Below are 14,245 nucleotides of genomic sequence, written 5' to 3'. Positions count from 1 at the left end.
CGGACTACTCGTCGTCGGCCTCCAGCTCGGCCTGCACCTCGGGGGTGAGGTCGAAGTTGCTGTAGATGTTCTGGACGTCGTCGTTGTCCTCGAGAGCGTCGATCAGCTTGAAGATCTTGCGCGCCGTGTCGGCGTCGATCTCGACCTTGAGGTTCGGGACGAAGGCGACATCGGCGGAGTCGTAATCGATACCGGCCTCTTGCAGGGCGGTCCGGGTCGCGACCATGTCGCTCGGCTCGGTGACGACCTCGAAGGTCTCGCCCTCGGTGTTCACCTCTTCTGCGCCCGCATCGAGGACGGCGCCGAGGACGTCGTCCTCCGTGGTCCCCTCGGCCTGGACGACGATGAGGCCCTTGCGCTGGAAGTTGTAGGCGACGGAGCCCGGATCGGCCATGGTGCCGCCGTTGCGGGACATCAGCGTCCGGACATCGGCTGCTGCACGGTTCTTGTTGTCGGTGAGGCACTCGACGAGCAGGGCGACGCCGTTCGGACCGTAGCCCTCGTACATGATCGTGGTGTAGTCGACGACCTCACCGGTGAGGCCGGCACCGCGCTTGACGGCGCGGTCGATGTTGTCGTTCGGGACCGAGGTCTTCTTCGCCTTCTGGATGGCGTCCTGCAGCGTCGGGTTGCCCGCGAGGTCTGCGCCGCCCATCTTGGCCGCGACCTCGATGTTCTTGATGAGCTTGGCGAACGACTTCGCGCGACGGCCGTCGATGACCGCCTTCTTGTGCTTGGTCGTCGCCCACTTGGAGTGTCCGGACATGTGCTCCCTAACTGCGTGAAAAGAACCTGACCAGTCTAGGCCAGCGACCCGGAACTCGCGATCACGCCGCGACGGGCCACGGGATCGGGCGCCAGCGCCTCAGCGGGATCGCTCGACCTTGTCGAGGAAGTAGGCGTGGAAACGGGTGTCTCCCGTGACCTCGGGATGGAAGGACGTGCCGAGGAGGCTACCCTGCTCGACGGCGACCATCCGACCGTCGGGCAGCGAGGCGAGGGGTGTCACCGACGGACCGGCGGCTTCGACCACCGGCGCGCGGATGAACACGGCGTGCACGGGCGGGTCGCCGAGGACCGGGATCGACAGGTCCGTCTCGAAGGAGTCGAGCTGCGACCCGAAGGCGTTGCGCCGGACCGAGACGTCGAGCCCGCCGAGACTCTGCTGGCCGGCGATCCCGTCGAGGATCCGGTCGGCTAGGAGGATGAGCCCGGCGCAGGTGCCGTACACGGGCAACCCGGCGGTGATCGCTTCGCGCAACGGTCCGGCGAGGTCGAAGGAGCGAGCGAGCTTGTCCATCACGCTCGACTCGCCGCCGGGCAGGACGAGTCCGTCGATGCCGGTCAGTTCCGAGGGACGCCTGATGAGGCTGACGTCCGCCCCGAGGCCGGTGAGGACGGCCGCATGCTCGCGGAAGTCCCCTTGCAGGGCGAGGACGCCGACGCGTGCCGCCCCGGTCACGACGTCACCTGGTTCAGGGCGGACGCGGGGCTACCAGCCACGCTCGGCGAGGCGGTGCGGTGCGGCGAGGTCGGCGACGTTGATGCCGACCATCGCCTCACCGAGACCGCGGGACACCTCGGCGATGACCTGAGGGTCGTCGAAGAAGGTCGTCGCCTTGACGACGGCCGCCGCCCGCTGAGCCGGATTGCCGGACTTGAAGATGCCGGATCCGACGAACACGCCGTCGGCACCCAGCTGCATCATCATCGCGGCGTCGGCCGGCGTCGCCACACCCCCGGCGGTGAACAACACGACCGGGAGCTTGCCGGTCTCGGCGATCTCGACGACGAGGTCGTATGGGGCCTGGAGGTCCTTCGCCGCGACGTACAGCTCGTCCTTCGACATCGACGACAGGTGCGCGATCTCGGAGCGGATCTTGCGGATGTGCTTCGTCGCCTCGGACACGTCGCCGGTGCCGGCCTCGCCCTTCGAGCGGATCATGGCGGCACCCTCGTTGATGCGCCGCAGTGCTTCTCCGAGGTTGGTGGCGCCGCACACGAACGGGACGTCGAAGCCCCACTTGTCGATGTGGTTCACGTAGTCGGCCGGGCTCAGGACCTCGGACTCGTCGATGTAGTCGACGTCGAGCGCCTGGAGGACCTGCGCTTCGACGAAGTGGCCGATGCGAGCCTTCGCCATGACGGGGATGGACACCTCGTCGATGATCGATTCGATGAGGTCGGGATCGCTCATCCGAGCCACGCCGCCCTGGGACCGGATGTCCGCCGGGACGCGCTCGAGGGCCATCACGGCGACGGCTCCGGCGTCCTCCGCGATACGGGCCTGCTCGGCGGTGACGACGTCCATGATGACGCCGCCCTTCAGCATCTCCGCGAGTCCGCGCTTCACGCGGTTCGAGCCGTGCTGTCCAGTGGTCGTGCTGCTCTCGGTCATGACGGCGAGCGTACCGCCGGGTGGCCTGACGGTGCTCCGTCCACAGGCCGGAAATTGGACTTGGCTGGGCCGGTCCACCTGGACCGGCCCACGCCGGATCAGGCCGAGGTCGGCCAGGCGTCCGCGATCGACTGCCGGACGTCGCCGAGCAGCTGCGGGAGCGCCTTGGTCTGGGCGATGATCGGGAAGAAGTTGGCGTCCGTCGCCCAGCGCGGCACGATGTGCTGGTGCAGGTGCGCCGCGATCCCGGCGCCGGCCACGGCACCCTGGTTCATGCCGAGGTTGAAACCGTCGTTCCTCGAGACGGACCGGACGACCCGCATCGCCGTCTGCGTCAGAGCGCCGATCTCGGCGACCTCCTCCGTCGTCGCGTCGTCGTACATCGCGACGTGGCGGTACGGGCAGACGAGCAGATGCCCGGAGTTGTACGGGAAGAGGTTCAGCAGCACGAAGGCGTGCTCGCCCCGATGCACGATGAGCGCTGACTCGTCGTCGAGCGTCGGCGCGATGCAGAACGGACAACCGTCGTCGGATGGTTGGCCCTGCTTGATGTAGACCATCCGGTGGGGCGTCCAGAGACGCTGGAACGCGTCCGGGACGCCCACCAGGTGGGAGGTGTCGATCGATTCGAACGACTCCGGCTCGGTGCCCGGGGTCATGCCGGCAGATCCGCTGCGGTGTTCACCTGCAGTTTCGCAGCGATGGCGGCGCGGATTCGGCGCACGGCGTCGGCGACCGGGACACCGTTCTCCTGGGTGCCGTCGCGGAATCGGAAGCTCACCGCGCCGTTGGCCTGGTCCTCCTCGCCGACGATCAGCTGCAGGGGGGTCTTCGCCTTGGTGTGGTTCCGGATCTTCTTCTGCATCCGATCGTCGGAGGCGTCGAGTTCCGCACGGACCCCGGACGAGCGCAGCTCGGCGACGACTCCGCCGAGGAACTCCTCGTACTGCTCGGAGACGGGGATACCGACGACCTGCACGGGGGCGAGCCACACCGGGAAGGCACCTGCGTAGTGCTCGAGCAGGATCGCGAAGAAGCGCTCGATCGAGCCGAGGAGTGCGCGGTGGATCATCGCCGGACGCTTGCGCGTGCCGTCGGCAGCCGTGTACTCCAGCTCGAACAACTCGGGGAGGTTGAAGTCGAGCTGCACGGTGGACAGCTGCCAGGTCCGGCCGATCGCGTCGCGCGCCTGGACCGAGATCTTCGGACCGTAGAAGGCTGCGCCGGCGGGGTCGAGGACGAGTTCGAGACCGGACTCGACCGCCACCTGGCGGAGGGTCTCGGTCGCTTCGTCCCAGACCTCGTCGGTACCGACGTACTTGTCGGGGTCCTTCGTCGAGAGCTCCAGGTAGAAGTCGTCGAGACCGTATCCGCGGAGGGTCTCCAGGACGAACTGCAGCTGGCGGCCGACCTCGTCCTTGACCTGGTCGTCGGTCACGTAGATGTGGGCGTCGTCCTGCGTGAGGCCACGGACGCGCGTGAGCCCGGAGAGCGTGCCGCTCTTCTCGTACCGGTAGACCGTGCCGAACTCGGCGAGTCGGAGCGGCAGTTCGCGGTAGCTGCGCCCTCGGGCCCGGTAGATCAGGTTGTGCATCGGGCAGTTCATGGGCTTCAGGTAGTAGTCCTGGCCCTGACGGGTGACGTGGCCGTCGGCGTCGACCTCCTGGTCGAGGTGCATCGCCGGGAACATGCCGTCCTTGTACCAGGCCAGGTGCTGGCTGACCTCGAACAGGTGCCCCTTCGTGATGTGCGGGGTGTTCACCAGCTCGTAGCCGGACGCGAGCAGGCGCTCGCGCATGTAGTTCTCGATCTCGTTGCGGATGATGCCGCCCTTGGGGTGGAACACCGCGAGACCCGAGCCGATCTCCTCGGGGAAGCTGAAGAGGTCGAGCTCGGCACCGAGCTTGCGGTGGTCGCGCTTGGCCGCCTCCTCGATCCGAGTCTGATACGCGCGCAGCTCGTCCTTGGTCGCCCAAGCGGTGCCGTAGATCCGCTGCAGCTGCGGGTTCTTCTCGCTCCCCCGCCAGTACGCCGCGGCGAGACGCGTCAAGGCCCAGCCGTTACCGATCATGCGCGTGTTCGGCAGGTGCGGACCGCGGCAGAGGTCCTTCCAGACCGTCTCCCCCGTCTTCGGGTCGACGTTGTCGTAGATGGTCAGCTCCGCGCCGCCCACCTCGACGTTCTCGTCGTCGGCTGCCGATCCGCCCTTGAGGCCGATCAGCTCGAGCTTGTAGGGCTCCCCCGCGAGTTCCTCGCGAGCCTCGTCTTCGGTGACGACGCGTCGCACGAAGCGCTGGCCCTGGCGGATGATGCGGTCCATCGTCTTCTGCAGCACCTTGAGCGCCTCAGGCGTGAACGGTGCGGCGACGTCGAAGTCGTAGTAGAAGCCGTCGGTGACCGGCGGGCCGATGCCGAGGTTCGCGTGCGGGTCGACCTGCTGCACGGCCTGCGCGAGCACGTGGGCTGCGGAGTGGCGGAGGATGTTGAGACCGTCGGGCGAGTCGAGGTGCACCGGCTCGACGGTGTCCGTCTCCGTCACCGTGGCGGCGAGGTCCTTCAGTTCGCCGTTGACGCGCATGGCGACCACGGATCGGTCGGTGAACAGTGCGAACCCGTCACTCACGGATGATCTCTCTTTCTCAGGTGAAACCTTGGCCGTGCAAGCCTATCGTCGTCCACGACGAGGAGACGCTGCCGGCGGTCGGCGGCCATGGTTCGTGCTCGGGCGCATCGCTAGAGTGAAGGCCTACGACGTGACGGGGGTGGCGCTGATGACGGTTGTGCAGAGAAGCGGGGCTGCGACGGCGCTGTTCGCCGCGCTGCCCGTGGTCGCACTCGTGCACATCATCGCCCTCGCCTCCGGTCAGGAGTGGCTGTCGCTCCTCACCAAGCCGTTCATCATGCTGGTCCTCGCGCTGGCGCTCGTGTGGTCGGTCCGACGGCTGTCTGCCGCTGCGGTCACCGCGCTCGTCGCGATCATGTGCAGCTGGCTGGGCGACGTCGCCCTCATGGTTCCGGGCGAACTCGCGTTCGGCGTGGGGATCCTGTTCTTCATGCTCGCTCAGGCCGGTTATGTCTTACTCTTCGTGCGGCATCTGCGCACCAGGAACCGCCCGCCGGTCTGGGCGCTCGTGTTCCTGGTGTGGCTCGTCGCCGGTATCGCGCTCCTCAGTCAGCAGGACATGGGGGCGCTGTATCCGGCGGTCGTCCTGTATGCCGTCGTGATCGGGGCCATGGCGGCGTCTTCCACGATGACGACCCCGACGATCGCCGTGGGCGGTGCGCTGTTCCTGGTCTCCGACTCGTTGATCGGGCTCGACCGCTTCGTGCCTGCAGTGACGATCTGGGCGGCAGACGAGATCATCATGGCGACATACGCCGCGGGCCAATGCATCATCGTGTGGGGCGTCGCGGAGGTCCTGCGTCGCCGGGAGCGGGCGGTCCTCGCCGTCTGAACGGACGTCCGGGCGTGCGACGGGTGGTCTGCGCAAGAGGTGGCCTGTGCAACGACGAAGGGCCCGAGCTGTTCGCTCGGGCCCTTCGTGTTCCTGTGGGCGATACTGGGATCGAACCAGTGACCTCTTCCGTGTCAGGGAAGCGCGCTACCGCTGCGCCAATCGCCCAGGTGAGTGGTGTTGCCAGCGAGGTGGCGACGGGATTCGAACCCGTGTGGACGGCTTTGCAGGCCGCTGCCTAGCCTCTCGGCCACGCCACCACGTGTGATGAAACACACTGTCGAGTGGAACGCTTGCACGTTCTCACTGACACTCGAGCGGATGACGAGATTCGAACTCGCGACCCTCACCTTGGCAAGGTGATGCGCTACCACTGCGCCACATCCGCATTGCATCCCGTTTCCGGGTGCTTGGAAACTCTAGCCGATGTTGACGGCGCTCGTTGACACCTCGGTGCGGGCGAGTCGGCCCAACCCTTGATGTTCCGCGGAAAATCGGGCTGAAAATCGATGTCGCCCGGCGCGTCGGCGTCCAGGGTCGAACCACCCTTCGACAGGCTCAGGGACCGGAGCAGCACGGTGGCCCTCCCCCGGTCACTGAGCTTGTTCCTGGTCACTGAGCTTGTCGAAGTGCCCACAAGCAACCCTTCGACAGGCTCAGTGACCGAGACGGGTCGGGCACACCTCTCCCGGTCACTGAGCCTGTCGAAGTGCCCACGAAGGAGCCTTCGTCGGCGGGGTCAGAATGGTGCGGGATCTGGCTCGGTCCGATACTGCTTGCCGTCGGGTGTCGTCCACTCGAGGACCCCGCCCGGCGGATGGTCGAGGTTCCACCCCGGCAGGTGCTTCATGCGGTGGTGATGTCGACACAGGCAGGCGAGATTGTCGACATCTGTGGTGCCTCCGTCGTCCCACGCGACGGAATGATCGAGATCGCAGGCCCGGGCTCGTCTGCCGCAGCCTGGTGCGCGACAGGTGCCGTCCCGAAGCCGCACCGCACGTTGGAGATCGGCCGGCACCCGGTACCGGTTCCGGCCGACGGAGAGGACCGCACCGGTTTCCGGCTGGACGAGGATCCGGGTGAAGCTCGGCGCGTTCACCGCGATCCGTGCTGCGGTCTCGGGGTCGATGCCGGGTCGCCATCGCGAGGGCCGCGCAGGTGGAGCGGCGCGAGAGCGCCTGGCGCTCCGCCGGCGGGAAGATCGCCGGGACGGTGGCGTCGGCGTAGGCGTCCGCGTAGGCGGCGGAGCGGGCGAGGAGGCGCGCCTTGCGTGCGTCGAGGACAGCCTGCTGGCGGTGGAGGTCCGCCCACTCGTCCGAGAACTCCGCGAGCTGCGCGGCGTACTCGTCGCTCGCGCGGATCGCGGTGAGGGTGGTCTCGGTCATAGGACAGGTCCACCATGGACCACTGACATTCCAGATGCGGAGTCAGTGCGGTTGTGGACGTCTCCTCATGTGCCCTTCGACAGGCTCAGGGACCTGAGGACGGGCGCCGGACTCGTGAGGTTCTCCGTGTGTCCTTCGACAGGCTCAGGGACCGGGAGGAGGAGCGCTGGATTCGTGAGGTTATCCGTGTGCCCTTCGACAGGCTCGGGGACCGGAGGGAGGGTGCCGGATTCGTGGGGGTTCTCCATGTGCCCTTCGACAGGCTCAGGGACCCGAGGGGTGCTCGCGGGCGTTTCGACAGGCGGAGATACGACGTCACCGGGCTGCTTGGCGCGGGGCGGCCAAGGTGCACGCGAACGACGAAAGCCCCCGGTGTCCGGAGGCTTTCTGTGGTGGGCGATACTGGGATCGAACCAGTGACCTCTTCCGTGTCAGGGAAGCGCGCTACCGCTGCGCCAATCGCCCGGGTGGCGTGTGTGGACACGACGCCGGGATGTTGCTGGTGGAACTGTGTTGCTGAGGTGAGGTGGCGACGGGATTCGAACCCGTGTGGACGGCTTTGCAGGCCGCTGCCTAGCCTCTCGGCCACGCCACCATGTGTGACCGAACACACTGCCGAGTAGGGCTCCTGCCGGAACAACACCACTGACACTCGAGCGGATGACGAGATTCGAACTCGCGACCCTCACCTTGGCAAGGTGATGCGCTACCACTGCGCCACATCCGCATTGCCCGCATCACTGCGTGCTCGAACGACTCTAGCCGAAACCGGGACCGATGTTCAAACCGGCGTGCGTACGGTGTCGACAACGCCGCCGATGTGCGTTCGTCCCCCGCCATCGGCTAGTATCGTGACTCGCGGCTGTTCGGCACCTCTCCGGTGCGGACGACCTGCGGGCGATTGGCGCAGTTGGTAGCGCGCTTCCTTCACACGGAAGAGGTCATCGGTTCGAGTCCGGTATCGCCCACATCATCCACCATCGCCCGGGGTGTACCACCCTCCACTGCGGCGACTCACTCCGCGAGATCAAGACGTTCCGCCCTGGCAGCCCCTGTCCGGCGGGGATCGCTCGGGAAGCAGTGTCTGCACGCGAGCGGCGTGCCGAGTCCCTGCGCAGCCACGCCCCAGCCGATCGAGCCGGTGGCCGTCGCGCGCATGAAGATGAGGATGCAGGTCGAGGCTCCGCGGGACCGCACCCACTGCGGCAGGGTGAGCTGCAGCGCGAAGAGCGCGGAACGCAGCAGGATCCGGCGGACGAGGTGCGCGGACACGACGTACCGGACCCCGCTCGCAACGCTGCCCCGAACGCTCGTGGTCGTCGAGACCCGTCTGCGAGGGTCGCTTCCACCAGACGAGGGCGATCACGGCCACGACGAAGCTCAGCGCGTTGACACCGAACACGACGGGGGCGCCGAAGGCCGTGCCGATATTGCTCCCCAGCTGGGCGAACCAGAGCACCCTGAAAGCGGTGATGGCGATCGGCGTCCATGCCGACGGTTGCGACGATGGGATTGCCGAGGGCGAAGACATGGTTGAACGACAGGACGCCGTCGCGGCCCGGGCATCGTCGGTTTGTCGCAATCATCGAGCGGTGTCATCACCGTCGAGGGCCGGCTGGCGGCGACGCCCTATGGAGGATCATCGCCGGATCGTCAAGCTCCCCGTGCACCGAATCGTGCTGGCTACCGTGGACGCATGGCCATCACGGAACTGATCCTCGTCCGCCACGGTGAAAGCACCGGGAACCTGGCCGCGTTGGAAGCCGATCGTGCCGGATCCCACCGCATCGCCGTCCCCGATCGTGACGCCGACGTACCCCTCTCGGCCCTCGGTGTCGAGCAGGCAGCCGCGGTGGGCGGTCGACTCGCCACCCTCGCTCCCGCCGACCGCCCTGACATCGTGTTCAGCTCGCCCTATCGGCGAGCGCACGAGACGGCCGTCGTCGCGCTCCGGACCGCCGCGTTCGACGCCGATGAGCTTCGGCCGGTCGTCGACGAACGGCTGCGCGATCGCGAACTCGGGATTCTCGACACCTTCACCTCGGTCGGCGTCGATGCGGAGTTCCCGGAGGAGGCCGCTCGACGACGGTCCCTCGGCAAGTTCTACTACCGACCGCCTGGAGGTGAGGCGTGGACGGATGTGGCCCTCCGCCTCCGCTCGTTCATCGGCGACCTGGACCGGCACGCCGACCGCACGCGGGCCCTGGTGGTCTGTCACGACGCCGTCATCTCGCTCTTCCGCTACATCTGCGAGGGGTGGGATGAGCGTCGCGTCCTGGAGGAGGCCGCACTCCGTCCGACACCGAACGCCTCCTTCACCCACCTCGTCCACGACGGACGGGCCTGGAGAGCACGCGCGGCGAATGCGACCGCACACCTCCAGCAGGCGCAGGTGGCGGTCACCGAGCACTCGGGGGCGACCGATGTCCAGAGCTGACCCCACTATGCTCACGCCTGAGGTCCTCGCCGACTGGCCGCTCCCCGATCCCGGATCGTCGAAGGACGATCGTGGGTCGACGCTCGTCGTCGGTGGCGCGCGGATGACGCCAGGGGCGGTCGCTTTGGCGGGCCTGGCCGTCCTCAGGGTCGGCGCGGGTCGGATCACGCTCGCGGTCGGTGCGTCAGCATCGTCGCCACTCGCGATCGCCTTCCCTGAGGCAGGCGTCATCGGGTTGGCCGAAACCAGCGCCGGAGCCGTCCGGGGTGACGAGGTCGGCCGCCTCGAGGACGTCCTGGACGCCGACTGTCTGCTGCTCGGTCCTGGCCTCGACGACGTGGACGAAGCCGTGGCACTCCTCCACAGCCTGCGCCCGCTCCTGGGCGCCGACACCGTCGTGGTGCTCGACGCCTTCGCGCTCGGTGCCCTGTCACACGCTCCCGACTTCTCGAAGGGGCTGGAAGGTCGCCTCGTGTTCACCCCGAACGTGGCCGAGGCCGCGATCCTCCTCGACGTGGACGAGGCCGACCCGGACACGGCGGCGCTCGAACTGGCGCGACGGTACGGCGCCGTCGTCACCTGTCAGGGCAGGGTCTCCGACGGTGAGCGGGACTTCATCGTGCCCAGCGGGAGTCCGGCCCTCGGGACGGCGGGGAGCGGTGACGTCCTGGCCGGAGCGATCGCCGGGCTCGCGGCACGCGGACTCTCCCCGCTCGCGGCGAGCTGCTGGGGTACCGTGCTGCACGCCGCCTCCGGCGATCGGCTCGCAGACCGGATCGGCCCTCTCGGAGCCCTCGCCCGCGAGTTCGCGGACGAGTTCCCGACGCTCCTCCGAGAGCTCGGGCGACCCGTCACGGGGCGGTCCTAACCGACAGCGGGCCAGCGCCAGCCGGTGATCTCGGGTGCGTCCTCGCCGAACTCCCTGGTGTGCGCTCGGGCCCGGAGCCGGGCGTCCTGCATCTCCTGACGGAGACCCGCGAACCGCTCGCCGAGCCCCGGCGTCCGGTCGATCGCGTCGCACACGAGCGAGAACCGGTCGATCTCGTTGAGCATCACCATGTCGAACGGTGTCGTGGTGGTCCCGTTCTCGAGGTACCCGCGGACATGCAGCTGATCGTGCCCGTGGCGCTTGTACGTCAGCCGATGGATGAGCCACGGGTACCCGTGGTAGGCGAAGACGACTGGACGGTCCGTCGTGAACACGCTGTCGTACTCGGCGTCGGAGAGGCCGTGCGGATGCTGATCCTCACCCATGAGTCGCATGAGGTCGACCACGTTCACGACTCGGACCGACAGCTCCGGGATGCGTTCGCGCAGGATACTCACGGCGGCCAGCGTCTCGAGCGTGGGGACATCCCCGGCACAGGCCATGACGAGGTCCGGGCGCTCCCCCGCACGCTCTGAACCGGCGAAGGGCAGGATGCCGAGCCCGCGGGCGCAGTGTGCGCGGGCCTCGTCGACGCCGAGCCACACGGGTTCCTGGTCCTTACCCGCGACGATGACGTTGATCTCGTCCGTGCTCTGCAGGCAGTGCTCCGAGACGGCCAGGAGGGTGTTCGCATCGAACGGCAGATACACCCGGATGACATCGGGCTTCTTGTTCACGACGTGGTCGATGAACCCGGGGTCCTGGTGGCTGAAGCCGTTGTGGTCCTGACGCCAGACGTGACTCGTGAGGAGGTAGTTGAGGCTCGCCACCGGGCGCCGCCACGGCAACTCACGTGAACCGTTCAGCCACTTTGCATGCTGGTTGAACATGGAGTCGACGATGTGGATGAAGGCTTCGTAGCAGGTGAACAGGCCGTGCCGACCGGTGAGCAGGTAGCCCTCCAACCAGCCCTGACACTGGTGCTCGCTGAGCATCTCCATGACCCGGCCGGCGCGGGCGAGATGCTCGTCGTCCGGGACGGTCTCGGCGTTCCACTGCCGTTCGGTCACCTCGAAGACCGCCTGGAGTCGGTTACTGGCGAGTTCGTCGGGAGCGAAGATCCGGAAGGTGGTCGGGTTACGCCGGATCACCTCCGTGAGCCACGACCCCAGGACTCCCGTCGCCCCGGCGTCGCGACCACCCGGGGCGTCCACCACGACGGCGGCGTCGTCGATCGCGGGGAGGTCGAGTTCCGTGCGCAGCAGACCTCCGTTGGCGTGCGGGGTCGCGCTCATCCGGGCCTCCCCGCGCGGAGCGAGTTCCCGCACGAGCGGAACCACCGCGCCTTGTTCGTCGAATAGCTCCTCAGGCCGGTAGCTCCGCATCCAGGACTCCAGGATCCGGGTGTGCTCCTCGGTGTCCCGAGCGTCGGCGAGCGGAACCTGATGCGCGTGGAACGTCCCCTCGACCCGGACGCCGTCGATCACCTCGGGGCAGGTCCAGCCCTTCGGTGTGCGCAGCACGATCATGGGCCATACCGGCCGTCCGGTGTCTCCAGTGGCGGCCCGGGACTTGATGGCCGCGATGCGGTCGAACACGACGTCGAGGACCTCGGCGAACCTGCGGTGTACCTCCATCGGATCCTCGCCGTCGAACCCGCCCTCGACGAAGAACGGTTCGTGTCCGTATCCACGCAGGAGACTCTCGAGTTCGGAGCGTGGGATGCGAGCCAGGACCGTCGGGTTCGCGATCTTGTAGCCGTTCAGGTGCAGGATGGGCAGGACGACGCCATCCTGGACCGGGTCGATGAACTTGTTGGAATGCCAGCTGGTCGCGAGCGGTCCGGTCTCCGCTTCACCGTCGCCGACGACCGCCGCGACGAGGAGATCGGGGTTGTCGAAGGCTGCGCCGTACGCGTGGCTCAGGACGTACCCCAGCTCGCCACCCTCATGGATGCTGCCTGGCGTCTCGGGAGCCGCGTGACTCGGTACCCCGCCGGGGAAGCTGAACTGACGGAAGAACCGGGTCAACCCTGCTTCGGTCTCGGCGACGTCAGGGTAGATCTCGCCGTAGGTGCCGTCCAGGTAGGCGCTCGCCAGGATCGCCGGCCCGCCATGCCCGGGCCCGGCGATGAACATCGCCGACTGGTGGCGCTCCGTGATCACGCGGTTGAGATGCGCATAGGTCAGATTCAACCCCGGAGCGGTCCCCCAGTGGCCGAGGAGTCGGCGCTTCACATGAGCGGCTTCGAGCGGGCGGCGGAGGAGCGGGTTGTCGAGCAGGTAGATCTGCCCGACGGACAGGTAGTTCGCGGCGCGCCACCAGGCGTCGACCTGTTCGATGCTCCGCTCGGACACCGGCTCGCTCGTGTCGCGAGGCCGCCAGCTGTCCGTCGTCGACCCGTCCCGTGCGTTGTGCGTCATCGTCCCAAGATCCCAGGTCGAGCGACCGGAGGCCAGGGTGGTGCGTCGCTCCTGCGAGCGTGCTAGAGCGTCGGCGGGCGGTGCCGACCGGTACCGGCCGCCGCGCCCCACCAGTCGAGGTACGCGCTCGCGGTGTCCGGCAGCGCGGGGCGGAGGCTACGACCGGCGGGCAGGCGCGTCCGGGAGGGATCCAGCCAGGCCGCGGCCAACTCGGTGTGCAGCGTCGACGGGTCGTAGCGGACCATCGTCTCCGGCCGCAACTGCTCCATCTCCGCCGCGTAGCGCGAGTCGACGACGAGCGGCCGGCGGCCTGCCTCGACCCAGTCGAGCATCGAGCGCGACGCGGAGACATGGCCGTGCGCGGCGAGCGGTATGCCAGGAAGCGAGATCTGCGCGGCGAACGCCGCATCGTCGAGGTATCCGGTCACCTCGAACGAGACCTCGGCGGCGCGTGCTTCCGCCTCGAGGTCGAGCACGTCGTCCTCATGGCCGGCCGAGGGGGCGCCGATGGCACGGACGACGACGTCGGCGATCGGGTGACCGGTGGCACGGAGATCCTCCGCCGCTCTCGATGCCGCCTGGATCGCCGCTGCGTGGCCCTTTCCCGGGTAGATGAACCCGGCGATGAGGACAGTGAGCGGACGGGACACTCCGCGCTGCGACGCATCGTCCACGGTGGCCGGAGCGGATGCGATCCGGGAGCCGAGCGGGATGGCGTATGGAACGACCGAGGCACTGACACCGAGGAACTCCTCGGCGAGCGCCTGCTCGTGCCTGCTGTTGACGGCCGTCGCGTGGGCGGCTGCGATGAACCGTGCGTAGGCGGCGATGCGGCGGTCCAGCATCCTGCCGTCCGAGGTCTGCGGGACGTCGTGGAGGGTGACCGTCAACTCGGTGGCGTCTGCGAGGCGCTCGACGGCGTCCGCCGCCTCCTCGGGCGACCGGCCGAACAGGCGGTCGGTGACGTGGACGTGTGCTCGGCCCACGCCGTCGAGCAGGTGCACGGCGTGGGACGGGGTCGGGGCGTCCAAGCGTTCCGCGCGAGGGTCCGTGGTGATTACGGCGTCGGCGACGTCGATCGCGTACTGGACGACGCCGTGGTGCTGTGGGCCGATCATGAGGAGACGGGGTGGGGCTGCGATCACCTGCGTCATGGTGGTGCAGTGGGGGGCCTGCGTCAAGGGTCGCGGGCACTCTCGTCATCGGACCTATGTTCGGAGGACGGCGCGCGCATCGCGCCGACCCGTCCGCGCGTCTCGCGCCCGCATCCGTACAGGGG

General features: G+C 68.1%; 12 protein-coding genes and 7 tRNA genes. 4 read left to right on the top strand and 15 right to left on the bottom strand.

Annotation, left to right across the window (positions count from 1 at the left end; translation table 11 throughout):
- Positions 1 to 4: 4 nt before the first annotated feature.
- The 5 genes from BWO91_RS10055 to thrS form a co-directional block, all read right to left on the bottom strand.
- Positions 5 to 766, bottom strand: coding sequence for a YebC/PmpR family DNA-binding transcriptional regulator (locus BWO91_RS10055; RefSeq protein WP_064293814.1), 762 nt, complete (start codon positions 764 to 766; stop codon positions 5 to 7).
- Positions 767 to 865: 99 nt separating this feature from the next.
- On the bottom strand, positions 866 to 1,462 hold the full coding sequence (gene pdxT, locus BWO91_RS10050; protein ID WP_079002490.1) for a pyridoxal 5'-phosphate synthase glutaminase subunit PdxT: 597 nt from the start codon (positions 1,460 to 1,462) through the stop codon (positions 866 to 868).
- 30 nt (positions 1,463 to 1,492) lie between these two features.
- Positions 1,493 to 2,398, bottom strand: coding sequence for a pyridoxal 5'-phosphate synthase lyase subunit PdxS (pdxS, locus tag BWO91_RS10045; RefSeq protein WP_079002489.1), 906 nt, complete (start codon positions 2,396 to 2,398; stop codon positions 1,493 to 1,495).
- Between the two features lie 98 nt (positions 2,399 to 2,496).
- On the bottom strand, positions 2,497 to 3,057 hold the full coding sequence (locus BWO91_RS10040; protein WP_079002488.1) for an HIT family protein: 561 nt from the start codon (positions 3,055 to 3,057) through the stop codon (positions 2,497 to 2,499).
- On the bottom strand, positions 3,054 to 4,976 hold the full coding sequence (gene thrS, locus BWO91_RS10035) for a threonine--tRNA ligase (protein ID WP_197977518.1): 1,923 nt from the start codon (positions 4,974 to 4,976) through the stop codon (positions 3,054 to 3,056). The genes BWO91_RS10040 and thrS overlap by 4 nt, the downstream gene beginning before the upstream one ends.
- Positions 4,977 to 4,995: 19 nt before the next feature.
- Between thrS and BWO91_RS10030 the strand changes: the two genes are divergently transcribed.
- Positions 4,996 to 5,853, top strand: a complete 858-nt coding sequence (locus BWO91_RS10030) for a lysoplasmalogenase (protein ID WP_167620466.1) — start codon at positions 4,996 to 4,998, stop codon at positions 5,851 to 5,853.
- Positions 5,854 to 5,949: 96 nt separating this feature from the next.
- On the opposite strand, the gene BWO91_RS10025 is transcribed toward BWO91_RS10030, so the two are convergent.
- The 7 genes from BWO91_RS10025 to BWO91_RS09990 all read right to left on the bottom strand — a co-directional run bounded on the left by BWO91_RS10025 (position 5,950) and on the right by BWO91_RS09990 (position 7,965).
- A tRNA-Val gene (locus tag BWO91_RS10025) sits at positions 5,950 to 6,021 on the bottom strand.
- A 21-nt stretch (positions 6,022 to 6,042) separates the two neighbouring features.
- Positions 6,043 to 6,113: transfer RNA gene (locus BWO91_RS10020), tRNA-Cys, on the bottom strand.
- Between the two features lie 56 nt (positions 6,114 to 6,169).
- Positions 6,170 to 6,241: transfer RNA gene (locus BWO91_RS10015), tRNA-Gly, on the bottom strand.
- A 351-nt stretch (positions 6,242 to 6,592) separates the two neighbouring features.
- Complete coding sequence (locus BWO91_RS10010) at positions 6,593 to 6,952, bottom strand: HNH endonuclease signature motif containing protein (protein WP_346425802.1); 360 nt, start codon at positions 6,950 to 6,952, stop codon at positions 6,593 to 6,595.
- Between the two features lie 676 nt (positions 6,953 to 7,628).
- Positions 7,629 to 7,703, bottom strand: a tRNA-Val gene (locus tag BWO91_RS10000).
- A gap of 59 nt (positions 7,704 to 7,762) precedes the next feature.
- A tRNA-Cys gene (locus tag BWO91_RS09995) sits at positions 7,763 to 7,833 on the bottom strand.
- A 60-nt stretch (positions 7,834 to 7,893) separates the two neighbouring features.
- Positions 7,894 to 7,965: transfer RNA gene (locus BWO91_RS09990), tRNA-Gly, on the bottom strand.
- 168 nt (positions 7,966 to 8,133) lie between these two features.
- Between BWO91_RS09990 and BWO91_RS09985 the strand changes: the two genes are divergently transcribed.
- Positions 8,134 to 8,206 (top strand) — tRNA-Val (locus BWO91_RS09985).
- 46 nt (positions 8,207 to 8,252) lie between these two features.
- Here BWO91_RS09985 and BWO91_RS20235 read toward each other — a convergent pair.
- Positions 8,253 to 8,510 carry an MFS transporter gene (locus tag BWO91_RS20235; protein WP_079002484.1) on the bottom strand — a complete coding sequence of 86 codons (258 nt, stop codon included), beginning with the start codon at positions 8,508 to 8,510 and terminating at the stop codon, positions 8,253 to 8,255.
- A gap of 424 nt (positions 8,511 to 8,934) precedes the next feature.
- Here BWO91_RS20235 and BWO91_RS09975 point away from each other — a divergent pair, with 424 nt between their 5' ends.
- Both BWO91_RS09975 and BWO91_RS09970 read left to right on the top strand, forming a co-directional pair.
- Complete coding sequence (locus tag BWO91_RS09975) at positions 8,935 to 9,675, top strand: histidine phosphatase family protein (protein WP_079002483.1); 741 nt, start codon at positions 8,935 to 8,937, stop codon at positions 9,673 to 9,675.
- A gap of 7 nt (positions 9,676 to 9,682) precedes the next feature.
- On the top strand, positions 9,683 to 10,543 hold the full coding sequence (locus tag BWO91_RS09970; protein ID WP_240555445.1) for an ADP-dependent NAD(P)H-hydrate dehydratase: 861 nt from the start codon (positions 9,683 to 9,685) through the stop codon (positions 10,541 to 10,543).
- Here BWO91_RS09970 and BWO91_RS09965 read toward each other — a convergent pair.
- A complete protein-coding gene (locus BWO91_RS09965; protein ID WP_079003928.1) occupies positions 10,540 to 12,966 on the bottom strand; it encodes a phosphoketolase family protein in 2,427 nt (808 codons plus the stop codon). The genes BWO91_RS09970 and BWO91_RS09965 overlap by 4 nt on opposite strands.
- A gap of 62 nt (positions 12,967 to 13,028) precedes the next feature.
- Positions 13,029 to 14,111, bottom strand: coding sequence for a hypothetical protein (locus tag BWO91_RS09960; protein WP_079003927.1), 1,083 nt, complete (start codon positions 14,109 to 14,111; stop codon positions 13,029 to 13,031).
- Between the last annotated feature and the right edge of the window lie 134 nt (positions 14,112 to 14,245).

Source organism: Plantibacter flavus, from assembly GCF_002024505.1.
GTDB lineage: Bacteria > Actinomycetota > Actinomycetes > Actinomycetales > Microbacteriaceae > Plantibacter > Plantibacter flavus_A.
This window is presented reverse-complemented; position numbering and strand designations above follow the sequence as displayed.

Coding starts and splice junctions, on each gene's coding strand:
- BWO91_RS09970 (WP_240555445.1), top strand. CDS start 9,683: ATGCTCACGCCTGAGGTCCTCGCCGACTGGCCGCTCCCCGATCCCGGA.
- BWO91_RS09975 (WP_079002483.1), top strand. CDS start 8,935: ATGGCCATCACGGAACTGATCCTCGTCCGCCACGGTGAAAGCACCGGG.
- pdxS (WP_079002489.1), bottom strand. CDS start 2,398: ATGACCGAGAGCAGCACGACCACTGGACAGCACGGCTCGAACCGCGTG.
- BWO91_RS10040 (WP_079002488.1), bottom strand. CDS start 3,057: ATGACCCCGGGCACCGAGCCGGAGTCGTTCGAATCGATCGACACCTCC.
- BWO91_RS09965 (WP_079003928.1), bottom strand. CDS start 12,966: ATGACGCACAACGCACGGGACGGGTCGACGACGGACAGCTGGCGGCCT.
- thrS (WP_197977518.1), bottom strand. CDS start 4,976: ATGCGCGTCAACGGCGAACTGAAGGACCTCGCCGCCACGGTGACGGAG.
- BWO91_RS10055 (WP_064293814.1), bottom strand. CDS start 766: ATGTCCGGACACTCCAAGTGGGCGACGACCAAGCACAAGAAGGCGGTC.